Below are 22564 nucleotides of genomic sequence, written 5' to 3'. Positions count from 1 at the left end.
TCATTTTACGCGTCATGCACGTGCAAGTCCCTTAGGTCGACAAAAATAGTGGGTTTCTGCTTTCAATTTTAGACAGACTTTATAAGCCAATCTCTTTATACTGATAAGCATCTCCCCAGGCAGGTGAATGCCGTTGGTTGTTTATATCGATCTCCTATTTGCGATGAACCTATTGATCGACGCAAGTTTGCTGCTGGTTACGGCATGGATGCGGAAACAGAAGATCAAAGTATGGCGGATCGCCGTTTCGGCTAGCGTTGGAGCCATGTATGTCGTCATGATGTTTTTGCCGGAGCTTGAGTTTTTGTATACGTTTCTGATCAAGTTCCTGTTCTCTGTCGCTATGTTATGGATCGCCTTCGGCTTTGGCAGTTTACAAAACTATCTGCGGAACATGGGAGCTTTTTACATCGTTAATTTTGCGGCGGCGGGCGGGATCCTGGGCGTTCATTATTTGCTCCAAGACTATGGCGACCTGTGGAACGGAATATGGTATTCCGCGACCGGAGGGCTGGGGTTTTCGCTGAAGATTGGGGCCTTGTTTACGCTTGTCCTGTTTTTTGCCGTGTTATGGTGGTTTAAGCGGGTCATCGCGGCGCGTCATCGGCAGGAACGAATCTCCTCTTTTGTCGGAGAGGTCCGGGTGCGTATTGAAGATTCCGAGGTTCGCTGTTCGGGTCTGGTCGATACGGGCAACCAGTTATCCGATCCGCTCAGCCGATTGCCGGTAATGGTGATGGAGGTTTCGTTGTGGGAAGAACTGCTTCCTCCAGCTTTTCGCGGCAAGCTTGCTAAGGAGCGGGCGGACAACCTCATCATGGAATGGACGGAAGCCGGGGCTTTTCCCTGGCCGGAGCGGTTGCGTCTGGTGCCGTACCGCGGAATCAACAAGGGAACGCAATTTATGCTTGCGCTTAAGCCGGACGAAGTCAGCATAACTTTGGAGGGGCGGAATTATCATTCTACCCGGGTGCTTATCGGATTGGACGGAGGACGTTTATCATCGGAAGGGGCCTATCGGGCCATCGTGCATCCTGCGTTAGTAGAAGGTACGGAAGCGGAGCATCATCATCCGCCGGACATTTCCTCCGGGCTGGCCCCCGCTTCGCGGACGTAAGCGGACGGTCCGGATTTCACCAGTAAAAACGGGAACATGTATGGGAGGAACGAAATCATGCGTGCAAAATGGAAGTTGTTGCTGCAGCTTCAGTACTATCGGTTGTTGTTTATATTCGGACTAAAAAGCGAGGAAATCTATTATATAGGCGGAAGCGAAGCGCTCCCGCCCCCATTGACGCGCGAAGAGGAGGAGTATTTGCTCCAGCGGCTGCCAAGCGGCGACTCCGCCATCCGGGCGATGCTGATCGAACGCAATTTGCGGCTCGTCGTGTACATCGCCAGAAAGTTTGAAAACACCGGCATCAATATCGAAGACCTGGTCTCGATCGGAGCCATCGGCCTGATTAAGGCGGTCAACACCTTTGATCCGGAGAAAAAGATTAAACTCGCCACGTACGCTTCGCGCTGCATCGAAAACGAAATCCTGATGTATTTGCGCCGCAACAGCAAGATCCGTACCGAAGTTTCCTTTGATGAGCCGCTCAATATCGATTGGGACGGCAATGAGCTGCTGCTGTCCGACGTGCTGGGAACGGAGAACGATACGATTTACCGCAATATCGAGGAGCAGGTGGATCGTAAGCTGCTGCATAAAGCGCTCGACAAGCTGAGCGAACGGGAGCGAATGATTATGGAGCTGCGGTTCGGCCTGGTGGACGGGGACGAGAAAACGCAAAAGGATGTGGCCGATCTGCTCGGAATTTCCCAGTCCTACATTTCCCGTCTCGAAAAAAGGATCATCAAGCGCTTGCGCAAGGAATTCAATAAGATGGTGTAGTTGCCCGGCCTTCAAGGGCGGTTCATGCAAGGAATAAAAATACAGCCCAAGGAGATAATGATCATTAGTTTACTCCTTGGGAGGTAAGACACGATGACCCGAAACAAAGTCGAAATTTGCGGTGTCGATACCGCAAAATTGCCCGTTCTAACCAATGCGGAAATGCGTGAATTGTTCCACTCATTGCAGCAGGACCACGTAAGATCAGCCAGAGAAAAGTTAGTGAATGGCAATCTGAGACTCGTGCTGAGCGTCATCCAGCGATTCAACAATCGGGGGGAGTATGTGGACGACCTGTTCCAGGTGGGCTGCATTGGACTCATGAAAGCCATCGATAATTTCGATTTATCGCAAAACGTGAAGTTTTCCACCTACGCGGTGCCGATGATCATCGGGGAAATCCGCCGGTACTTGCGCGACAACAACCCGATCCGCGTATCCCGCAGCCTCAGAGATATCGCCTACAAAGCGCTGCAAATGCGGGACAACCTGACCAACCAAAACTCGCGGGAGCCCACGATTTTCGAAATCTCGGAAGCGCTTGGTTTGCCAAAGGAAGATGTCGTGTTTGCCCTGGACGCGATCCAGGACCCGGTATCGCTGTTTGAGCCGATTTACCATGATGGGGGAGACCCGATTTACGTCATGGATCAAATCAGCGACGACAAGAACAAGGATGTGTCGTGGATTGAGGAGATCGCTTTGCGCGAAGCGATGCAGCGGCTCGGACGCCGCGAGAAAATGATCCTGTCCATGCGTTTTTTTGAAGGCAAGACGCAAATGGAGGTGGCCGATGAGATCGGCATCTCCCAAGCCCAGGTATCCCGGCTTGAGAAATCCGCCATTTTACAAATGCAGAAACATGTGAAGTCGTAAATGAGAGGTCCCTTGGGGGCCTTTTTTTAATGGAACTGCGCGCCAGACTGGCTTACGATCGTTGTGAACAACTCCATATCTTCCTATCGTCAAGCTTCTGTAAAATTAGTATGAAGCATTAGCGCGGATTGAGACGGACGGAGGGGGACGCATGAAATATTGCATCGGCGAGTTTTCTTCACTTCTAGGCATTACGAGGGATACGCTGCGGCTGTACGAAAAGCATGACATCGTTCGGCCGGTGAAAGATCATAACAACAGCTACCGGTATTTTAACGATTTGGACGCCAGGGATTTGTTGATGAGCCGTTGGTACCGCAGCTTGCAAATCCCTTTGCAGGACGTGGCCGGACTCATCAAGCATTCTTCGGTATACGCCATATCGGAGAAGCTGGAGGACAGCCGGCAGCAGCTTAAGGAGGAGATCCGCAAAAGCACGATGCTGCTGAATAAATTGGACGAGCTGAACGAGGAGATCCAATCGATCGAAGCGTCCCTTTACCGGTGCAGCCTCAAACAGAAGCCCGGTTTATACCGCTTGAAGCAAACCGACAAAAACAGTCTGCTGAAAAACCGCGGATTGGAAAAAACGGTTAACGCTTTGATGGAAATGCTCCCGTATACGTTTTATTGCTTCCGCATCGAACGGGAGGCCGTCCTGGCGAACAATACGGATAACCTGGAGTACAGTTGGGGGATCACGGTATCGGAGGGCGATGCCGGGGAGCTTGGCCTGGAAATCCACGATCATTTGGAATTTATCCCTGCGTCCAATTGCGTTTCGGCGGTCATTGCATCCGCGGATGGAGATCATTTTACGAAAAACGCGCTGCAATTTATGTTGGACTATGTGGACGAGCAGGGCTATTCGATTTGCGGCGACGTGATCGGAAAGCTGATGCTGACGGAAAACCGGGAGGGGAAAAAACGTTCGTTTCTGGAGGTTAATATTCCGGTCTTGTAATAGGCAGCGTCTCCCCAAAGGAGTTGACATTGGTGCCGCACCAAGGTTTAGACTTTTTTTGAAGCTGGCCGATTACGGAAATACGCATTGTTATGTGAAAATAATCACTTTTTTGCGGCTTCGAATTATGGGATAGGGGGAGTAGCATCATGAGCGTCAAAAAACGGTTCAAATCATGGTTTGTGTTTTCCGTTTGTCTTGCGTTGGTGGTTTCCATGCTAAGCGGATGCGAGTCAACGGGGAATTCTCAGAAATCGGGCCCATCGTCCACGCCGGAACAATCTTCGTTTAAAGCCGGGACGTATACGGGGGAAGCCGAGGGGAAAGACGGAACGGTCAAAGTAGAAGTCACGATGGAGCAGCCGGATCAAATCAAGGATATCCAAATCGTCAGCCAAACCGAAACGGAAGGACTGGGTGATGCCGCGCTCGAAAAAATCAAAGAGCAAATCCTGCAAAACCAAACGTTGGCGGTGGACGCGGTCAGCGGCGCCAGCGAGTCGAGCGAAGCGATATTGACCGCCGTGGAAAAGGCCGTACAGCAGGCGGGCGGGGATTTAACGGCCCTGAAATCGGGCGGCGTTGCCAAAGCCGGCGAGGGAAAAACAGAAAAGCTGCAGGCTGATGTCGTCGTTGTTGGCGCGGGCGCATCCGGCGTGTCGGCCGCGGTTACGGCAGCGGATAAAGGGGCCAAGGTCATCATCGTGGAAAAAACCGCCGTCATCGGCGGCGCCAGCAATTTGTCGTGGGCGGGCAAGTTTTACAATTCGTCCGCCGCGGTTGAAAACGGGGTAAAAGTGAATATCGAGAAAGAAATCGCCGATTGGATCGCGAACAACCACTGGCGTGTGGATGCTGCGGCGATCCGCCAGTATGTCACCAAATCCGGCGATACTTACGACTGGCTGAAAAGCAAAGGTTATGTCACGACGTTCCTGAACTTTGCCGGGGAACAGCTTCATGTGCTTCCGACTTACGATACGCGGGAGCAAACGCTGCGCAAGATGCTGGCCGCGTCCGTAGAGAAAAACGGCGGCCAGGTCATTACCGAAACGACCGCCAAAGCGCTGGTGACCGATGCGAGCGGCGTGGTCGTCGGCGTGAAAGCAGAGAAGGCCGATGGAACCGCTCTGGAAATTTCCTCCAAAAGCGTGGTCATGGCGACAGGCGGGTACGCGGGCAACAAGGAAATGGTCAAGGAAGCGTTTGGTTTTGAAGGCGTAAACGGCGGCCTCGGCCAGAACATCGGGGAAGGGCTGAAAATGTCCTGGGCGGCCGGCGCCAAGGTTCCGGACAACTTCGGCGGGCAAATGCTGCATCAGACGCTGGCGAGAGCGACGAGCGGCCTGAAAAAGCAATATTCTTCATTTGAAGCCAGCTATCCGCTGATGCTGAGCTATCTTCCGACGCTGATGAACGTGGGGCCTTCCGGGGCAAGATTCAGGGACGAGGCGGCCACATTGACGTCGGTGGCCGCTGCGAATACGAGCGCCTTTAACGGCCCGTATCATTTGGTCATCGTTTCGAAATCGCAGCTTGACGCTCTGGAAGCGAAAGGGATGAACGGCGTCAAAGCTCCGGGACTTCCGGGGATGCCGCCGGAATTTTACGCCGACTTCACCGCTCAATTCAAGCTCGATACGCCATGGAAAAACGCGGAGCAAGTATTTGAATCCATGGTGAAAAACGGTGACGGTTATAAAGGCGATACGATCGAGGAATTGGCTCAAAGCGCCGGGATGGACGCCGAGGTGTTCAAGGAGGCCTTCGACAACTATACTGAGGCGACAAAAACCGGCGCAGACACGGAATTCGGCAAAGCTAAACAATACCTGATTCCGATGGGCGAGGGACCTTATTACGCGATTATCGCCGAAATCAACAATCTCGGTTCGGTTGGCGGCCTTCTCGTCAATACCAAATTCCAGGTTCTAAATAATGAACGGGTGCCGATCAAGGGGCTTTATGCGGTTGGGCTCGAATCCGAAGGCGTGCTGTTTAACGATACTTATGTCGGCAACGGCGTAGGCATCGGCTACTCGTTTACCTCGGGGCGTCTCGGCGGCGAAAACGCAGCGGCCGGCGCTCTCGCAAAATAAGCTTTGCAAGCAAAGGGACTTTTCCGGGCGGACCGCCGCGAACTTCGGGAAGGTCCCTTTTCCCGCTGTCATAAGCGCATCAGGGGAAAAGCTGGATCATATAGTAAAGGGACGGAAAGTATTAGGCGGGACGGGGGCGGTAAAACGATGGACAATGTGGTGAGAGCGAGTATGAAAATATCCGATTTTCAGACCAAGGATGTCATTAACGTGGTGGACGGAAAAAGGCTGGGGCATATCAGCGACCTGGAGCTGGATTTGCGGCAGGGCGTAATCGAGGCGATCGTCGTACCGGTAAATACGAAATTCATGGGATTGTTCGGCGGCGGCAGCGATCTGATCATTCCCTGGAGAAATATCGTGAAAATCGGCTCCGACGTCGTGCTCGTCAAGATGGAAGAACTGCGGGAGTCAAGGGTGCAATCTCCCTACGAAACAACCGTGTACATCGACCGGGACGGCCGGACGGAACGGCGCGGCTGATCCGCGAAAGGCAAATCGAATTATGGTACACTTAAGAAAGCAAACCGATCAAAGGGAGATGGATGATGGAACCGTTTATAAGAAATGCTATAAATCAGCAGCCGGAGCGTTTTGAGCTGGAGGCTTGGCGCGGGCTGATGCCGGGCCTAAGCGCCGGCTTTACCGGACGCGGCGGGGGCGTTAGCAAACCTCCCTATGACAGTTTGAATTTGGCGTACCATGTCGGAGACGATCCGCTGGGCGTACTGGAAAACCGGCGGCGCCTGGCCCGGGCGCTCGGGTTTCCGCCGGAGAGCTGGACCTGCGGCGAACAGGTGCACGGCTCGCAGATCGCCATCGTTCGGCAGGAGGACCGCGGCAAAGGTCACTTGGACCGGAGCAGCGCGTTCCAGGCGACGGACGGGCTGCTGACGAACGTGCCGGACGTCCTGCTGGCTTCCTTTTATGCCGATTGCGTTCCGCTCTATTTTGCCGATCCGGTCACCAAAACCGTCGGCTTGGCGCATGCCGGCTGGAAGGGCACCGTCCAGCTCATCGCCGGGAAGATGATCGAAACGATGGAGCGCGAATTCGGCAGCCGCCGCTCCGACATTCGGACGGCGATCGGCCCGAGCATCGGGGGATGCTGCTATGAAGTGGACGAAGCGGTGATGGGCAAAGTCAGGGAGGCGCTGCCCGGCCCGGAGCCGGATATGCAAGGGACTGCGATTTCGGCGCCGTCCAAAAACGAAGGCAAAACAATGCTGAACTTGAAAGAAATGAATCGAATCATTATGATAAAAGCAGGAATATTGCCGACTCATATCGAATGTACAACGTGGTGTACAAGCTGCCGTCCGGAAATGTTTTACTCGTACCGCAAGCATAACGGGGTGACGGGGAGGATGGCGAGCTGGATTGGCATGAAAGAGAGGTGATCCTTTCTTTGTCGCTGAAAGAACGGATAGAACTGGTGGAAGATCGCATTCAAGCGGCCTGCAAGCGGAGCGGAAGAAACCGCGATGACGTAAATATCGTTGCCGTCACCAAATACGTATCGGCGGACATGACCCGTTCCGTGTTGGAGGAAGGGATACTTCATATCGGCGAAAATCGCCCCCAAACGGCGGTGCCCAAATGGGAAGCGCTTGGCGGACAAGGGATATGGCATTTTATCGGCCATTTGCAAAGCAACAAAGCGAAGGACGTCGTCGGGAGATTTCAATACGTTCATTCGTTGGACCGGCTGTCGTTAGCCAAGGAATTGGAAAAGCGGGCGGCGGCGCTGGATCAGACTGTTTCCGCTTTTTTGCAGGTCAATGTTTCCGGCGAAGCCTCCAAGCAGGGAGTAGCGCCGGAGGAAGCGGCCGCCTTTCTGCGGGAGACCGCTGATCTGACTCATGTTAAAATCATCGGCCTCATGACGATGGCGCCGATTGTGGATGATCCGGAATTGGCCAGACCGGTTTTCCGGAGGCTCAGGGAGCTGCGGGACGAGCTGAACGCGCGGGGCGGGCTCTGGGGACCGCTGACGGAATTGTCGATGGGGATGTCGGGAGATTTTGAGGTGGCGATCGAAGAAGGGGCGACATGGGTGCGCCTCGGTACTCTTTTAGTAGGGAAAGGGGAAGAGACGTAATGGGAGTCATGAACCGGTTCATGAATTTTCTGGGACTTCAAGAGGAAGAAGAAATCGTGGAGCGGGAAAAATTTCCCGCCCAGGAGGACGAAATTGAAACCCCAAGCTTTGAACCCCGTAAAAATCAAAGAGGAAGCAACGTAGTCAGCATTCACTCCCAGAAAAACGTAAAAGTGATCCTTTACGAACCTCGTTCCTACGACGAGGCCCAGGAAATCGCCGACCATCTGCGCTCCCACCGGTCGGTGGTGGTTAATTTGCAGCGGGTCCGGAATGACCAAGCCTTGCGCATTATCGACTTTTTAAGCGGGACGATTTACGCGCTTAGCGGAAGCATCTCCAAAATCGGCAGCAATATTTTCCTGTGCACGCCGGATACGGTCGAGATTCAAGGATCCATCACGGAAATGCTGGCCGAGGATTCCGATTACAACAGAATGAGGTGATGACAGCTTGGTAGGAACTTTGTTGGATGTAGTTGACGTAATATATAGAATTTATTATTGGATGATAATAATCTATATATTTATGTCGTGGGTTCCGAATGTGCGTGAAAGCTTTATTGGTGAAATTCTCGGGAAATTGGTTGAGCCTTATTTGGCCCCGTTTCGCCGAATTGTACCGCCTCTGGGGATGATTGATTTTTCCCCGATTGTTGCCTTATTGGCACTTTGGCTGGCTTCCTTCGGATTAAAAACCCTTTTGATTTATGTCTTCGGGTAGTTTAGATATATGCGGGCAGACATATACGAACATTTCAGGCCGGAGGAGCGCCCCTTTGCCGACCGGGCCTCAGAATGGGTAACGAATGCCGGGGAATACCATGAGGTCAAGCGAAGCGACTTCCTGGATCCGCGGCAGTGTTTTATTTTGGAAACTTTGGCAAACCGCCACCCGGATGTGCAAATCCGGTTTGACGGCGGGCACGAAGATGCGGAGCGCCGCCGGGCGCTCGTTGCCCCGGATTACCGGGATCTTAGCCAGGAGCCGATGGGACTGAAAGTGCTCAGCATTACCTCGGGAGACCAAAAATTCACTTCGCTCCAGCATGGAGACTATTTAGGCGCTATTTTGGGACTTGGACTGAAGCGGGATAAAATCGGCGACATTCATGTGCGTGAAGACGGCTGCCATGTCGTGGTCGCCGAAGAGATCGCCCCGTTTCTCAATTTAAATCTTCATCAGGTGCATCGGGTTGGCGTGATCACGGATATTTTGGAGCCAAGCGAGCTGAAAACGGCGGAAAAAGAGCTCGAACCGATGGATTTGACGGTGGCTTCGTTAAGGCTGGACGGAATTGTGAGCGATGTATTCCATTTAAGCCGCAGCAAAGTGATGATTCCGATCAAAGCGGGCCGCTGCCGGGTCAACTGGCGGACGGAGGAGGACCCCTCGAAGCCGCTTAAGGCAGGCGACATCGTGGCGCTGCAGGGGTTCGGCCGTTTTAAAGTGCTTGAAGCGGAAGGGCTTACGAAAAAAGGCCGGCATCGTGTCAAAATCGGCAAATTTGTGTGAAGGTTTTGCAGGAGATGGCGGATTCTTGTCGAATTAATAGTTCGGACTGTTCCATAAAGCATATATCGTGAATCGTATCTAACGCCTTCCCGCCCGTCGGGAAGTTTTGAAATTTGAGGAGGTGGGGATCATGCCATTAACGCCGCTGGATATACATAACAAGGAGTTCTCCAGACGTATTCGCGGTTATGACGAGGATGAAGTTAACGAATTTCTTGACCAGGTAATCAAAGATTACGAAATCGTGATCCGGGAGAATAAGGAGCTTCACAATCAGCTGCTTGCCATGCAGGAGAAATTGGATCACTTTGCCAATATTGAAGAAACGCTGAGCAAAACGATCATCGTCGCCCAGGAAGCGGCGGATGAAGTGAAAAACAACGCGAAAAAGGAAGCGCAGCTGATCGTGAAGGAAGCGGAGAAAAACGCCGACCGGATCGTCAACGAATCGCTGGCCAAATCGCGCAAGATCGCCATGGAGGTCGAAGAGCTGAAAAAACAGGCTTCCATCTACCGGGCCAGATTCCGTACGCTTGTGGAAGCTCAGCTCGATCTGCTCAGCAGCGACAGCTGGGATGCGCTGGAAACGCGCGAGCGCGAGCGTACCGTAGATAAAGGGCAAGAGGTTCAGGAACTGTATTGATGCGTGTTACAACCTCTAGTGAATATTGACATGCGGCTGGCGAATGCGTTATAACTATAGACATACTGAATTTGCAATTGAATCGATTGGATTCGATGAAGGGAACCAGTACGCTGCGATTTTGTTCCCCAGAGAGTTGGCGGCCCGCTGAAAGCCAACGTTCAAAGCGCAGTCGGAATATCCTCCCGGAGAAGCAAAGCTGAATTTCCAAATAAGGAAAGATCAAAAGCCGATATTTTGATTTTTTTGTAAGATGGGTGTTCAAAATAGCGGCTTTTCAGCACCGAGAAGGTTGGATGAAGCTAGGGACTGAGGAGCGGAGCGTACGTTTTGGGTACGTGAGCACCGGAAGGCCCTGCTGAATTCAAGATTCGACGTCGTATCGGCATCTCGATCAGCTTCGTGATCAAAAGCCGATATTTTGACTTCCTTAGTAGTGGAAAGAGTAAGTTTTGCCGGTTGTCGGCCGTTACACCGACCCCATATGAAGCGTATGGGATCAAGTTGTCATGCTCTTTTCGCGCGGAGGCGTATCGTTCGGCGGAAGACGCATGAAACAAGGGTGGTAACGCGAGCCAGGTCTCGTCCCTTAGGGACGGGGCTTTTTTTGTTTGGCTTTAGCCTAAAGATCAGGGCTTAACGAAAGGATGCCGCAAGGTTAGTTGATCCGGTGCTATTTTAACGGTTGCCATGGAGCTTATTTGGCGGAAAAGACAGGGTTTCTGTTTTTAACGGTTGTCAGCGCGCTAATTTATGCGAAAAAGCCTATTTTCCCAAGAAAAACCGGGAATTAGCTCTCTGGCAACCGTTACAGCTGGCAGCTCCCCGTTTTGGCGGAAATAGCGGCTCTCACAACCGTTAAAATTCCGCCCCCACTTCCTGGCCGCATCGGCCAAGCGCCGATTTTGGCTTTGAGCCTTATGTTTTCCCATGAAGATCAACGAAAGGATGTTTGGAAGCCATGAAAAAAGTGGATGTCAAGGAAAACGCCCGTGCGCGGGACCTGCGCATTCTGGGCAAATGGAAGCAGGAGAACACGTTCAAGCGCAGCATCGAAAACCGCGCGGGACGCCCCAACTATGTGTTTTTTGAAGGGCCGCCGACCGCCAACGGCATGCCGCATATCGGCCACGTGCTCGGGCGCGTAATCAAGGATTTCGTCGGCCGCTACCAGACGATGAAAGGCTACCGCGTCGTCCGCAAGGCGGGCTGGGATACGCACGGCTTGCCGGTTGAGCTCGGCGTGGAGAAGGAGCTGGGCATTTCCGGCAAACAGGAAATCGAAAAATACGGCATCGAAGAATTTATCAAAAAATGCAAAGACAGCGTATTCGGCTATGAAAAACAGTGGCGCGAGTTTACCGAAGCGATCGCTTACTGGGTCGACCTCGACGATCCGTACGTCACCCTGAACAACAGCTACATCGAAAGCGTCTGGAACATCCTCGCGACGATCCACGACAAAGGGCTGCTGTACAAGGGGCACCGCGTCAGCCCGTATTGCCCTTGCTGCCAGACGTCGCTGAGCTCCCACGAAGTGGCCCAAGGCTACGAGGACGTCAAGGACCTGAGCGCCACGGCCAAATTCAAGCTGGACGACACCGGCGAATATGTGCTGGCCTGGACGACCACGCCTTGGACGCTGCCGGCCCACGTTGCCTTGGCGATGAATCCGGACATGGAATACGCCCGGGTGCAGCAGGAAGACGGCGTTTATATCGTGGCCAAAAACCTCGTGGAAAAAGTAATGAAAGGCGGCTTCAACGTACTGTCGACGCACAAAGGCGCGGAATTTATCGGCAAAACGTACACACCGCCGTTCGGCTACATCAAAGCCGATAAAATCAACGTGATCGTCGGCGCTTCGTTCGTAACCGATGCCAGCGGTACGGGGATCGTACACATGGCTCCGGCCCACGGTGAAGACGATTACCGCACATGCCGCGAGAACGGCATCAGCTTCGTCAGCGTCGTTAACGGCCAAGGCCGGTACACGGACGCCGTCAGCGATTTTGCCGGCCGTTTCGTGAAGGACTGCGATCTGGATATCGTCAAAATGCTGTCGGAAAAAGGCCTCCTGTACAGCAAAGAAAAATACGAGCACAGCTATCCGTTTTGCTGGCGCTGCAAATCGCCGCTGCTCTATTACGCGATGGAGAGCTGGTTTATCGAAACGACGGCGGTAAAAGACCAATTGATCGCCAACAACAATTCGGTCGAGTGGTATCCGGGCCATGTGCGCGAAGGCCGGTTCGGGAAATTCCTTGAGGACCTCGTTGATTGGAACATCAGCCGCAACCGGTATTGGGGAACCCCGCTTAACGTATGGGTGTGCCCGGACTGCGGCGGGCAGTTTGCCCCGCACAGCCTGGCCGAGTTGCGCGAGCATGCGGTGGGTCACGTTAGCGAGGACCTGGAACTGCACAAGCCGTACGTGGACGAAGTCAAGGTGCGCTGCCCGCACTGCGAGGGCGGAGTTATGGAGCGGACGAGCGAAGTGATCGACGTCTGGTTCGACAGCGGTTCGATGCCGTTTGCCCAACACCACTATCCGTTCGAAAACGAACAGACCTTTGCCGAGCAGTTCCCGGCGGACATGATTTGCGAAGGGATCGACCAGACGCGCGGCTGGTTCTACAGCCTGCTGGCCGTGTCTACGCTGTTTACGGGCAAAGCGCCGTATAAAGCGGTTATCGCCACCGGCCACGTGCTGGACGAAAACGGGCAAAAAATGTCCAAATCGAAAGGCAATGTCATCGACCCGTGGGACATCATTAATGAATTCGGCACCGACGCGTTCCGCTGGGCGCTGCTGTCCGACAGTGCGCCTTGGAACAGCAAACGCTTCTCCAAAGGCATCGTCGCCGAAGCGAAGTCGAAGGTGGTCGACACGCTGGTCAACACCCACGCCTTCTTGACGCTGTACGCGGGCATCGACGGCTACAAGCCGGAGGAGCATCCGCTGCGGCCATCGGCGAACAAACTGGACCGCTGGATTTTGTCGCGGCTGAACAGCCTGATCCTCGTCGTCGACAAAGCCCTTCCGGTGAACGATTTCGTAAATGCCGCGCAGGCGATCGAAGGGTTTATCGACGAGCTGAGCAACTGGTACATCCGCCGTTCGCGTGACCGTTTCTGGGGAAGCGGCCTCGGCGAAGACAAATTGTCGGCTTACCAAACGCTTACCGGCGTGCTGCTGACGTTATCCAAGCTGATCGCGCCGTTTGCGCCAATGTTGGCCGAAGACATTTTCACGAACCTTGGCGGCGGGGACAGCGTCCATCTGGCCGACTTCCCGCAAGCGGATGAAAGCTTGATCGATCTTGCGCTGGAGAAGGATATGGAAAGCGCGCGGCAAATTGTTGAACTGGCCCGCAACGTGCGCAACGAGACGGGCATCAAAACACGCCAGCCGTTGTCCAGCCTGATCGTGTCCATGGACCGTGATTTTGCCGTGGCCGACTACGAAGAGATCATCAAGGACGAAATCAACGTCAAGGCGATCGAGATCGAAACGAGCGACAGCGGATTCGTCGATTTTACGCTGAAGCTGAACCTGAAAGTAGCCGGCAAGAAATACGGCAAAAACGTCGGTTTCCTGCAGGGCTATCTGAAAGGATTGTCCGCGGACGAGACGCGGGCGATCGTGGACAGCGGCCGGTTTACCGTGACATCGCCGGAGGGCGAGGAGCTGACGGTGACCGCCGACGAGCTGCTGATCGAAAAGCAGGCCAAGCCGGGCTTTGCATCCGCCTCCGGTTACGGGATCACCGTGGCGCTGAACACGGACATCACGCCGGAGCTTGAGCAGGAGGGCTGGGTTCGCGAGGTGGTGCGGGCGGTTCAGGATACCCGTAAGAAGCTGGATCTTCCGATCGAAAAAAGAGTACACCTCTCGCTTGACGTCGATGACGAGCTGAAAGCGGCGATTACGGCGTTTGAAAACGTACTGCGCGAAAACGTGCTGATTACGGACGTCGCTTTCGTAAGGCTTGACGAATCGGCGGAGAAGGCCGATCTCGGAACCAAGTCAATCGGCATTTCCATTCAAGCGTAATCTACGAAAACGAAACTGAATGGACCGTACCAAGGACGGTCATAATAGAAGCAAACTAAAACAAACGAGCCCAGATAGTCTTTCCTTTCGTAAGCGAAAGGGAGACGGGCTCGTTTGCATTTTAAATGTGAGTTCAAAGGATGGGGTACCGATGATGCGTCGCAAAACGGCAGCCGAGCCGCCGGCCGAAGAGCTTCCCAAGACCCCGGAAGAGCGGGTGAATGCCATGTACCGCCTGACTCTGAGCTGGACCAGAGAGCTGGAAAAATCGCGGATTACCGAATATACCCAGCTCTTAAACCGGCCCTGGCGCCTGATTTGGCTGAACATATTGTCCGGTACGGCGAGAGGCGTCGGCATTGCGGTCGGATTTACTTTTTTTGCCGCTACGATCATTTACGTGCTTCAAGTTCTTGGCGCGCTGAATCTGCCGATCATCGGCGATTATATCGCGGACATTGTGCGGATCGTGCAAAGGCAACTGGAGCTTAATACGTATTAGGTCCGGTTCCGAGCGAATCTTCGCTTTCCAGATGTTTGGTGGCACTCATATGTTTGCGGTATACGCCGTTGCGGTAAAAACAAACGTTTTTTCCGTAAATGTCAGTGGCGACAAACGATTCGTAAGGCTCCACGAACCCGTCGAGCTCATTCGAGGCTTCGATTTCCATGTCATTATAATCATCGACTTCCGATTCATCGGCAAACGCCGGAGTGTTGGAGGTACCGAAGCTCTCCACGATCTGCCAGGCGTCTTCCCCGTCAAAACCGTTTTGGTCGTCCCGTTCATCCAGGCTGGTGCGCCCAAAAGGAGGAGACAAGAAAAGCTCTTCGATCGGGCGTTTGGCCGAAACGAACGTTTGGGGGCTGTGCTCCTTGCAGTATGCCGTTTCCGGAAGCGCGCTGAGGCGTTCGTATCCGATCGGTTTTCCGCAGGTGGAGCAATAGCCGTAGCTTCCGTCCTCGATGCGCTCAAGCGCATCTTCGACCCGGGCGAGCTGCAGTTCATGGTGTTCGGCCAGGGCGAGGTCCTTGCCCCGTTCGTACACCTCGGAGCCGAGGTCTCCGGGATGGTTGTCGATCGGGCTAAGTTCATTGGTATTGTACCGCATCGATTCGTTCATTCCGTAATGGTCGTTTTCTTTAAGCCTTTCGCTGAGCGAGGCCTGCGCTTCTTTCAGTCTGGCGGAAAGTTCGGACAGTTGTGTTTTCGTTAGATACGACATGGGTTTTCTCCTTTCTTTCCTGATCCTGGAACCGTTTCTTGAGCGGTTTCTTTTAGTGCGGGATAACCTCTCTTAGCGGTATTTTGCGCAGAAGCAGGGCGAATTACCTAAGGAAAATCCTTTCGCGCATGGACGGGCCAATTCCGGCTGTGCTACAATATACAAGGCTTACAAGTGGATAATCCTGCCGGTTGTTGAACCGCTGGAAATGAAAAACGAGGTGACTACCGAGTGGTATACTTTTTGATTGCATTGATTGTTTTTCTAATTGACCAGGGCACCAAATATTTGATTGCAACCGGGTTGACGATCGGAGAGCAAATTCCCGTCATCGGCAACTTTTTTCTCATTACTTCGCACCGCAACACTGGGGCGGCTTTCGGTATTTTAAAGGATCAGCGCTGGTTTTTTATCGCGGTGACGACGGTGGTCGTGATCGGGATCATCTGGTATTTGTTGAAAGTGCGAAAACAGCGGAACAAGTTGTTGCCTACGGCGCTGTCCCTCGTACTCGGCGGGGCGTTCGGCAATTTCCTGGACCGGGCCGTCAGCGGCGAAGTTGTCGATTTTTTACAGTTTAATTTTGGTTCTTACACGTTTCCGATTTTTAATGTGGCGGATTCCTGCATCGTGATCGGCGTCGCGTTGATCATTTTGGATTCGCTGCTGGAGATGCGCCGGGAAAAACAGGCGTCCCAGACCAACCATGAGCAAGAGGAGAACGTATGAGTTTAGACAAGCTTTATGAAGAAGCCGAGGACGGCACGCTCGAATGGACGATCGATTCCGCGGCTGCTAAGGAGCGGATTGACAAATACGTTAAAGGGCAGCTCGATGAGGACATTTCGCGGAGCCAAATTCAGCTGTGGATCGAAGCGGGGAACTTGGTTGTCAACGAAACCCCGGTCAAAGCGAACTATAAGCTGGCGGAGGGCGATCGTATCGTGCTGACGATTCCCGAGCCGGAAGCGGTGGAAATCGTTCCCGAGGATATTCCGCTTGATATTTACTACGAGGACAGCGACGTTATCGTCGTTAACAAGGCTCGCGGCATGGTCGTGCATCCGGCGCCGGGCCATGCTGGCGGAACGCTTGTCAATGCGCTGATGTTTCACTGCAAGGACTTGTCGGGCATCAACGGAGAACTTCGTCCCGGGATCGTGCACCGCATCGACAAGGACACATCGGGGCTGATTATGGCGGCGAAAAACGATAAGGCCCACGCCTCGCTGGCGGCGCAGCTGAAAGAGCACTCGGTGACCCGCAAGTATTACGCCCTCGTTCACGGTAACGTCAGCCATGACCAGGGGACGGTGGATGCGCCGATTGGCCGCGACCCCCACGACCGCAAAATGTATACGGTCATCGACCGGAACAGCAAACCGGCGGTCACGCATTTTCAGGTGGCGGAGCGTTTCGGCGACTATACGCTGCTGGAACTTAGGCTGGAAACCGGCCGTACCCATCAAATCCGCGTGCACATGAAATTCATCGGCCACCCGCTCGTGGGAGATCCGCTGTACGGACGAAGCAAAGGCGTCAAAATGAACGGACAAGCGCTGCATGCGGCCGTTTTGGGCTTCGAACACCCGGCGGACGGCCGGTATTTGGAATTCAGCGCGCCGATTCCGGCTGACATGGAGGATGTGCTTTTGGCGCTGCGAAACCGTTGATAATTCCCGGGAAATGTTCGCCTCCAGGAGACAGCTTGATCAAAAAGTACAAACGATCAGGTAATTAATCCATTCTCTATTCCGTGGTCTTCCCTCATATTTAAAAAAGTAGATTTTTTAACGAATATGAAGGAGATGGACGGTAAATGAGTACGGTGTATGGACAAGAAACCTACATTCAGCAGATATTTGCAGACCGGATCGGCGGAGCAAACTACGGTAAAGATACCGCTATTTATAAATTCGAGAAAATCAAACGCGCCAAAGCGGCGGCCAAAAAAGATTTTCCCGATGTTGAGCTGATTGACATGGGGGTCGGCGAACCCGACGATATGGCCGATTCCGGTATTGTCGCCAAACTGGCGGAAGAAGCGGCCAAACGCGAAAACCGCGGCTATGCGGACAACGGGATTCCTGAATTCAAGGAAGCCGCGGCGAAATATTTGCGCGATGTATTTGGCGTGGAAGGCATCGATCCGGCTACGGAGGTCGTGCATTCGATCGGCTCCAAGCCGGCAATCGCAATGCTGCCTTCCTGCTTTATCAACCCGGGGGATATTACGATTATGACCGTCCCGGGCTATCCGATCATCGGTACGCATACCAAATATTTGGGCGGCGAGGTATACACGGTACCTTTGACGGAAGAAAACCACTTTCTGCCGGATCTTGAGGCGATTCCGGAAGAGGTGGCCCGCAAGGCGAAGCTGTTGTATTTGAACTACCCGAACAACCCGACCGGAGCGAGCGCAACGCCGGAATTTTTTGCCAAAGTGGTGGAATGGGCGAAGAAATATCATGTGGTCGTCGTGCATGACGCTCCTTACGCAGCCTTGACTTATGACGGGCTCAAACCGTTTAGCTTCCTGTCCGTGCCGGGCGCGAAGGACGTAGGCGTGGAGCTGCACTCCTTGTCCAAGTCGTACAATATGACGGGCTGGAGAATCGGTTTTGTCGCCGGCAACCCGCTGGTCGTCAAAGCCTTCAGCGACGTGAAGGACAACAACGATTCCGGGCAGTTTATCGCCATTCAAAAGGCGGCGGCTTACGGTTTGGGGCATCCGGAAATCACCGAAAAAATCGCCGCGAAATATTCGCGCCGCCACAATCTGCTGGTTAACGCGCTGAATGAACTGGGCTTTAAAGCGAAGAAGCCGCAGGGTTCGTTCTTCCTGTACGTGCAGGCGCCGAAGGGCGTGGAAGGCGGTCCGACTTTTGCGACGGCGGAAGACTTCTCGCAATTTTTGATCCGCGAGAAGTTGATTTCGACGGTGCCTTGGGACGACGTCGGCCATTACATCCGTTTCTCGGTGACGTTTATCGCCGACGGCGAAGAGGAAGAGCGCCGCGTGATCTCGGAAATTAAACGCCGGTTGGGCGATTTGAAGTTTATTTTTTAAATTAATTTGAATTGTGCAGGGCTGGCCAAGAAATGTTCTTGGCCGGCCTTTTTTTATTAAATTTACGGTACGGTAGAGGAAAACTATGCAGGTAGAGAGGGAAGGAGAAGAGAATCTGAAGGCTAAGGGACACCAGAGCCGCTATTTGAGGAAAAACCGAGGATTGCAAAATGTAACGGACACAGATGACTCTATTTACCTCGAATCGGCCCGGGTAAACTGGTTTAGAGCGAGGGTATAGTGTGAAGAGTTTACGGCCTGCCTTTATTTCGCCCGTTCGGATAGCGGGCAACAGTGTACTCGACCGGCTTGGCGCTGACCATTAATTGCAAATCATACAACTAACTTCACATCCATTTACCCAATCATTCGTTTAATTGCATTTCGTACACTTATTTCCTCGTTTTTAGCCTCATTTTTCGAAATATAGCGGAGTAATTGCAGGTTTTACACTTATTCAAGTGCTATGGCAGCATTTCCGGATAAGTAACTGTACATTTTGCAACTATTCCATTCAACAGTGGACCAAGAAAGCTGGAACAGGAAGCAGGTGCCCCAGGTAAGGCGATCGCTGTCCCACAACTGCCGGATCTGTCCATGAAATCGCCTCGAATACCAGGAAAAACTTTCTCCTTTGATCCAATGTCAACTCCGGGTCGTGACAGCCGCTTCGCCCAGTTACATCAATGCTTATTTGCCAATTTCATGCTGCGAAAGTTGAGTTATAAGTTCTCAGCGGAGCTGGCGGCGGGAATGCCATCCCAAAAATTCGGTTGTATAAATATAAATAAGAATGTATAATTATTAACAGCGATATGCAGCCGTACTCCCGCTAAGGAAGATTCGGATGGCTCCATTGTGTGCAAGGTGTGAACGGTTTCCAGGCAGAGTGTCTTGACAGGCTAACCTCGTTCTGTCATAATTCATGTAAACCAATAGCACCTTTAATTCAGTCCCGTGAGGCTGGCAAGGTAACGTGAATGGGGAATTAGGGCCGACCTGCGCTCATTTTCATAAGGTCTGATATGCCCAAACCCCCGTGACAGTCATGGTTTAACTGTGGCTAAAAACTCCTTGCCTGAATCAGGCAAGGAGTTTTTTTATGCGCCGATCACGGAACGAACACGGGTGACCATCAATCGTCCCAAGGAGGTCAAAGCTGTGAGCATCGAAAGTCATATCATTATGGATGAGCAGGCGATTCGGAGGGCACTTACCAGAATTGCGCATGAAATTTTGGAACGAAACAAAGGGATCGAAGGTTTGGTGCTGGCCGGCATCAAAACGCGCGGGGTATATCTCGCCAAGCGGCTGGCCGAGCGGCTGGAAAGCATCGAAGGATCGGCGATTCAATGGGGTGAGCTTGACGTGACGTCCTACCGGGACGACAACACCGATACGGTGCGGGGAGCCAAACAAGCTACATTCCCGGTATCGATTCAAGGTAAAAAAGTCATTTTGTTCGACGATGTTCTCTATACGGGCCGCACGATCCGGGCCGCGATGGACGCGATCATGGACTGCGGACGGCCGGAGTCGATCCAACTGGCGGTTCTCGCCGACCGGGGTCATCGGGAGCTGCCGATCCGGGCCGATTATATCGGGAAAAACGTGCCTACATCGCGCACGGAAGAAATCGAAGTGCTGCTTCAAGAACACGACGGAAGCGATCTTGTCCGCATCCTGTACCAGCGGGAGGGGAACTGATATGACGCTGACGACGGCGGCGGTAAAGGAACGCAGCTTGCTGGGGCTCAAAAACCTGAGCGCTGCGGAGATTTCCTCGATTCTGGACCGGGCGGCCTACTGGGACGCCAAAGCAGAGAAAGTGATTCCGGCCCTGCAGGACCGTTTCATAGCCAATATGTTTTTTGAAAACAGCACGCGGACCCGCTTTTCCTTCGAAATGGCGGAGAAAAGACTGGGCGCGCAGGTGCTTAACTTCGCGGCGGCGGTCTCCAGCGTGGAAAAAGGCGAGTCGATCTACGACACCGTCCGCACGCTGGAATCGATGGGCATCGACGCTGGTGTCATCCGGCTCAAGCCGATCGGCATGCTCGAAGGGATCGCGGAAAAAATCGGGGTGCCGCTCGTCAATGCCGGCGACGGAAACAACGAGCACCCGACGCAAGCGCTGCTCGATCTTTATACGATGAAGGCCCATTTTAGGGAGTTGAAGGGGCTTAAGGTATCGATCATCGGCGACATCAAACATAGCCGGGTCGCCCGCTCCAACCTGTGGGCCTTGCAAAAATTCGGCGCCGAAGTGAAGCTGTGCGCGCCTGAAAATATGCAGGCTCCGGACCTTGAAGCCTACGCTCCTTACGTGTCGATGGAGGAAGCGCTCAGCGGCGACGTTGTCATGATGCTCCGGGTTCAGCTGGAGCGCCATGCGGACGGCATCTTGAATTCGGCCGCGGAGTACCGGCTCCATTACGGTTTGACGGAAGCGAGGGCGGCCAAACTGTCGCCGCACGCGCTGATCATGCACCCGGCTCCGGTGAACCGGGGCGTGGAAATCGACGATGCGGTCGTGGAGCATCCGCAGTCGCGCATCTTTAAGCAAATGCAAAACGGCGTGCCAATCCGTATGGCTGTCCTGGAACGGGCCTTGCGGTAAGGCCGTGCGGGTAAATAAAGCGCCGCAGCAGCTGTCCTATTCCAAAATCGTACGAAAGAGCGGAGGATGAACATTCATGCGACTTGTTATCATAAATGCCAATATCCTAAATGCCGATGGAGAGCTAAAGTTGTCCCGAATCACCGTCCGGAATGGAATGATCGAAAGTATTGCCGTTAACGAGGCCGGGGAGGCTGCAGCGGCCGATCCGGAAACGCGGGTGATCGACGCCGGCGGCAAGCTGGTTGCCCCGGGCTTTATCGACATGCACGTGCACTTGCGCGAACCGGGCTTCGAGCATAAAGAAACGATCGAAACGGGCTCCCGTTCGGCGGCCAAAGGCGGATTCACCACGATTGCCTGCATGCCGAACACGAGACCGGTGACCGACAATCCCGAAACGGTGAAGTTCGTGAAGCAAAAAGCGGGCGAAGCGGGACTGGTCAACGTGCTGCCGTATGCGGCGATCACCAAAAGCGAGCTGGGCCGCGAGCTGACCGACTTTGCCGCCCTGAAGGAAGCCGGCGCGATCGGCTTCACCGACGACGGCGTCGGCGTGCAGAGCGCGCAGATGATGAAGGACGCGATGAAGCTGGCGGCGTCGCTGGATATTCCGGTTATCGCCCACTGCGAGGATAACTCGCTGGTGGAAGGGGCGCCGGTCGCCGAAGGGGAGTTCGCCAAACGGCACGGCCTGAAAGGCATCCCGAACGAATCGGAGGCGATCCATGTCGGGCGCGATATTTTGCTGGCGGAAGCGACCGGTGTTCACTACCACGTCTGCCATGTCAGCACGGAGCAGTCGATCCGCCTGATCCGGCAGGCCAAAGAGATTGGCATCAACGTGACCGCCGAGGTATGCCCGCATCATCTGATCCTGTCGGACGATGACATTCCAGGGCTGGACGCCAACTGGAAAATGAATCCGCCGCTGCGCTCCCGCCGGGACGTGGAGGCTTGCATCGCCGCGCTGGAGGACGGAACGATCGACATCATCGTCACCGACCATGCGCCGCATAGCGAGGAAGAGAAGGCCAAGGGCATGCAGCTTGCGCCGTTTGGCATCGTCGGTTTTGAAACGGCGTTCCCGCTGCTGTACACCAAATTTGTGTCCGAGGGCCGCTGGACTTTGGGGATGCTGGTGCAGCGCATGACCGCAGGTCCGGCGAAGGTGTTCGGGCTTCAGGCCGGCCGCCTCGCTCCCGGCGCTCCCGCCGATCTGACGATCGTCGATTTGGAGGAGGAGCGGGCTGTCGACCCGTCCGCGTTCGCCTCGAAAGGGCGCAACACCCCGTTTGCCGGGTGGAAGCTGAAGGGCTGGCCGGTGGCAACGATCGTGGGCGGAAACCTGGTTTGGTCTGAGGCATAAGTCTGAGACACCAGCCCAATCATGGACGGTGTGTTGAATTCTAGTAATTAAGCTGGCTGTTAATGATAAATCAACATGATGAACTTCTAAAAGCGGTGTTCAAAAAGTCGGGATTTCAGCACTT

Annotated in this window: 21 protein-coding genes; 20 read left to right on the top strand and 1 reads right to left on the bottom strand. The window is 53.8% G+C overall.

Annotated features, from left to right (window positions below):
- Nucleotides 1–127: 127 nt before the first annotated feature.
- The 14 genes from spoIIGA to EHV15_RS29670 all read left to right on the top strand — a co-directional run bounded on the left by spoIIGA (nucleotide 128) and on the right by EHV15_RS29670 (nucleotide 14654).
- Nucleotides 128–1117, top strand: a complete 990-nt coding sequence (spoIIGA, locus tag EHV15_RS29735; RefSeq protein WP_128634434.1) for a sigma-E processing peptidase SpoIIGA — start codon at nucleotides 128–130, stop codon at nucleotides 1115–1117.
- A 57-nt stretch (nucleotides 1118–1174) separates the two neighbouring features.
- Nucleotides 1175–1897, top strand: coding sequence for an RNA polymerase sporulation sigma factor SigE (sigE, locus tag EHV15_RS29730; RefSeq protein WP_128634433.1), 723 nt, complete (start codon nucleotides 1175–1177; stop codon nucleotides 1895–1897).
- A gap of 93 nt (nucleotides 1898–1990) precedes the next feature.
- Complete coding sequence (gene sigG, locus EHV15_RS29725; RefSeq protein ID WP_036621413.1) at nucleotides 1991–2773, top strand: RNA polymerase sporulation sigma factor SigG; 783 nt, start codon at nucleotides 1991–1993, stop codon at nucleotides 2771–2773.
- A gap of 151 nt (nucleotides 2774–2924) precedes the next feature.
- Nucleotides 2925–3737, top strand: a complete 813-nt coding sequence (locus EHV15_RS29720) for a MerR family transcriptional regulator (protein WP_128634432.1) — start codon at nucleotides 2925–2927, stop codon at nucleotides 3735–3737.
- Between the two features lie 149 nt (nucleotides 3738–3886).
- Nucleotides 3887–5836 (top strand): FAD-binding protein, encoded by a 1950-nt coding sequence (locus tag EHV15_RS29715; protein WP_128634431.1) that lies wholly within the window; start codon nucleotides 3887–3889, stop codon nucleotides 5834–5836.
- Between the two features lie 147 nt (nucleotides 5837–5983).
- Entirely contained in the window at nucleotides 5984–6319 is a 336-nt protein-coding gene (locus tag EHV15_RS29710; RefSeq protein WP_128634430.1) for a YlmC/YmxH family sporulation protein, read from the top strand.
- Nucleotides 6320–6384: 65 nt separating this feature from the next.
- Nucleotides 6385–7236, top strand: a complete 852-nt coding sequence (pgeF, locus tag EHV15_RS29705) for a peptidoglycan editing factor PgeF (protein ID WP_128634429.1) — start codon at nucleotides 6385–6387, stop codon at nucleotides 7234–7236.
- An 8-nt stretch (nucleotides 7237–7244) separates the two neighbouring features.
- Complete coding sequence (locus EHV15_RS29700; protein WP_128634428.1) at nucleotides 7245–7937, top strand: YggS family pyridoxal phosphate-dependent enzyme; 693 nt, start codon at nucleotides 7245–7247, stop codon at nucleotides 7935–7937.
- Nucleotides 7937–8383 carry a cell division protein SepF gene (locus EHV15_RS29695; protein ID WP_128634427.1) on the top strand — a complete coding sequence of 149 codons (447 nt, stop codon included), beginning with the start codon at nucleotides 7937–7939 and terminating at the stop codon, nucleotides 8381–8383. Before EHV15_RS29700 ends, EHV15_RS29695 begins: the two co-directional genes overlap by 1 nt.
- 7 nt (nucleotides 8384–8390) lie before the next feature.
- Nucleotides 8391–8660 carry a YggT family protein gene (locus EHV15_RS29690; RefSeq protein ID WP_128634426.1) on the top strand — a complete coding sequence of 90 codons (270 nt, stop codon included), beginning with the start codon at nucleotides 8391–8393 and terminating at the stop codon, nucleotides 8658–8660.
- 9 nt (nucleotides 8661–8669) lie between these two features.
- Nucleotides 8670–9452, top strand: coding sequence for a YlmH family RNA-binding protein (locus tag EHV15_RS29685; RefSeq protein WP_128634425.1), 783 nt, complete (start codon nucleotides 8670–8672; stop codon nucleotides 9450–9452).
- Between the two features lie 130 nt (nucleotides 9453–9582).
- Nucleotides 9583–10095, top strand: a complete 513-nt coding sequence (locus EHV15_RS29680) for a DivIVA domain-containing protein (protein WP_128634424.1) — start codon at nucleotides 9583–9585, stop codon at nucleotides 10093–10095.
- A gap of 961 nt (nucleotides 10096–11056) precedes the next feature.
- The gene (gene ileS, locus EHV15_RS29675; RefSeq protein ID WP_128634423.1) at nucleotides 11057–14152 is read left to right on the top strand and encodes an isoleucine--tRNA ligase; all 3096 of its coding nucleotides are present in this window, start codon (nucleotides 11057–11059) and stop codon (nucleotides 14150–14152) included.
- 151 nt (nucleotides 14153–14303) lie between these two features.
- On the top strand, nucleotides 14304–14654 hold the full coding sequence (locus tag EHV15_RS29670; protein ID WP_128634422.1) for a DUF5665 domain-containing protein: 351 nt from the start codon (nucleotides 14304–14306) through the stop codon (nucleotides 14652–14654).
- On the opposite strand, the gene EHV15_RS29665 is transcribed toward EHV15_RS29670, so the two are convergent.
- Complete coding sequence (locus EHV15_RS29665) at nucleotides 14641–15378, bottom strand: TraR/DksA C4-type zinc finger protein (RefSeq protein WP_128634421.1); 738 nt, start codon at nucleotides 15376–15378, stop codon at nucleotides 14641–14643. The two genes, EHV15_RS29670 and EHV15_RS29665, sit on opposite strands and share 14 nt — an antisense overlap.
- Nucleotides 15379–15609: 231 nt before the next feature.
- On the opposite strand from EHV15_RS29665, the gene lspA reads away from it, so the two are divergent.
- From lspA to EHV15_RS29635, 6 genes are all read left to right on the top strand, one after another.
- Nucleotides 15610–16107 (top strand): signal peptidase II, encoded by a 498-nt coding sequence (gene lspA, locus EHV15_RS29660; protein WP_128634420.1) that lies wholly within the window; start codon nucleotides 15610–15612, stop codon nucleotides 16105–16107.
- Entirely contained in the window at nucleotides 16104–17051 is a 948-nt protein-coding gene (locus tag EHV15_RS29655; protein ID WP_128634418.1) for an RluA family pseudouridine synthase, read from the top strand. The genes lspA and EHV15_RS29655 overlap by 4 nt, the downstream gene beginning before the upstream one ends.
- Nucleotides 17052–17197: 146 nt before the next feature.
- On the top strand, nucleotides 17198–18451 hold the full coding sequence (locus EHV15_RS29650; protein ID WP_128634416.1) for an LL-diaminopimelate aminotransferase: 1254 nt from the start codon (nucleotides 17198–17200) through the stop codon (nucleotides 18449–18451).
- Nucleotides 18452–19612: 1161 nt separating this feature from the next.
- Nucleotides 19613–20158, top strand: a complete 546-nt coding sequence (gene pyrR / locus EHV15_RS29645) for a bifunctional pyr operon transcriptional regulator/uracil phosphoribosyltransferase PyrR (protein ID WP_128634414.1) — start codon at nucleotides 19613–19615, stop codon at nucleotides 20156–20158.
- Nucleotide 20159: 1 nt separating this feature from the next.
- On the top strand, nucleotides 20160–21071 hold the full coding sequence (locus EHV15_RS29640) for an aspartate carbamoyltransferase catalytic subunit (protein ID WP_128634412.1): 912 nt from the start codon (nucleotides 20160–20162) through the stop codon (nucleotides 21069–21071).
- A gap of 76 nt (nucleotides 21072–21147) precedes the next feature.
- Nucleotides 21148–22440, top strand: a complete 1293-nt coding sequence (locus EHV15_RS29635) for a dihydroorotase (RefSeq protein WP_128634410.1) — start codon at nucleotides 21148–21150, stop codon at nucleotides 22438–22440.
- The last annotated feature ends 124 nt before the right edge of the window (nucleotides 22441–22564 follow it).

Origin of the sequence: Paenibacillus oralis, assembly GCF_003863965.1 — a bacterium.
GTDB lineage: Bacteria > Bacillota > Bacilli > Paenibacillales > Paenibacillaceae > Fontibacillus > Fontibacillus oralis.
Note: the sequence above shows the minus strand (reverse complement) of the source record. Positions and strands in the feature narration are given on the sequence as shown.

What these genes read in the sequence shown, in the direction of transcription:
- EHV15_RS29655 (WP_128634418.1), top strand. Translation starts at nt 16,104, where the DNA reads ATGAGTTTAGACAAGCTTTATGAAGAAGCCGAGGACGGCACGCTCGAA.
- sigE (WP_128634433.1), top strand. Translation starts at nt 1,175, where the DNA reads ATGCGTGCAAAATGGAAGTTGTTGCTGCAGCTTCAGTACTATCGGTTG.
- EHV15_RS29685 (WP_128634425.1), top strand. Translation starts at nt 8,670, where the DNA reads ATGCGGGCAGACATATACGAACATTTCAGGCCGGAGGAGCGCCCCTTT.
- ileS (WP_128634423.1), top strand. Translation starts at nt 11,057, where the DNA reads ATGAAAAAAGTGGATGTCAAGGAAAACGCCCGTGCGCGGGACCTGCGC.
- EHV15_RS29640 (WP_128634412.1), top strand. Translation starts at nt 20,160, where the DNA reads ATGACGCTGACGACGGCGGCGGTAAAGGAACGCAGCTTGCTGGGGCTC.
- pgeF (WP_128634429.1), top strand. Translation starts at nt 6,385, where the DNA reads ATGGAACCGTTTATAAGAAATGCTATAAATCAGCAGCCGGAGCGTTTT.
- EHV15_RS29715 (WP_128634431.1), top strand. Translation starts at nt 3,887, where the DNA reads ATGAGCGTCAAAAAACGGTTCAAATCATGGTTTGTGTTTTCCGTTTGT.
- EHV15_RS29720 (WP_128634432.1), top strand. Translation starts at nt 2,925, where the DNA reads ATGAAATATTGCATCGGCGAGTTTTCTTCACTTCTAGGCATTACGAGG.
- EHV15_RS29670 (WP_128634422.1), top strand. Translation starts at nt 14,304, where the DNA reads ATGATGCGTCGCAAAACGGCAGCCGAGCCGCCGGCCGAAGAGCTTCCC.
- EHV15_RS29695 (WP_128634427.1), top strand. Translation starts at nt 7,937, where the DNA reads ATGGGAGTCATGAACCGGTTCATGAATTTTCTGGGACTTCAAGAGGAA.
- EHV15_RS29650 (WP_128634416.1), top strand. Translation starts at nt 17,198, where the DNA reads ATGAGTACGGTGTATGGACAAGAAACCTACATTCAGCAGATATTTGCA.
- EHV15_RS29710 (WP_128634430.1), top strand. Translation starts at nt 5,984, where the DNA reads ATGGACAATGTGGTGAGAGCGAGTATGAAAATATCCGATTTTCAGACC.
- sigG (WP_036621413.1), top strand. Translation starts at nt 1,991, where the DNA reads ATGACCCGAAACAAAGTCGAAATTTGCGGTGTCGATACCGCAAAATTG.
- EHV15_RS29635 (WP_128634410.1), top strand. Translation starts at nt 21,148, where the DNA reads ATGCGACTTGTTATCATAAATGCCAATATCCTAAATGCCGATGGAGAG.
- spoIIGA (WP_128634434.1), top strand. Translation starts at nt 128, where the DNA reads ATGCCGTTGGTTGTTTATATCGATCTCCTATTTGCGATGAACCTATTG.
- EHV15_RS29680 (WP_128634424.1), top strand. Translation starts at nt 9,583, where the DNA reads ATGCCATTAACGCCGCTGGATATACATAACAAGGAGTTCTCCAGACGT.
- EHV15_RS29665 (WP_128634421.1), bottom strand. Translation starts at nt 15,378, where the DNA reads ATGTCGTATCTAACGAAAACACAACTGTCCGAACTTTCCGCCAGACTG.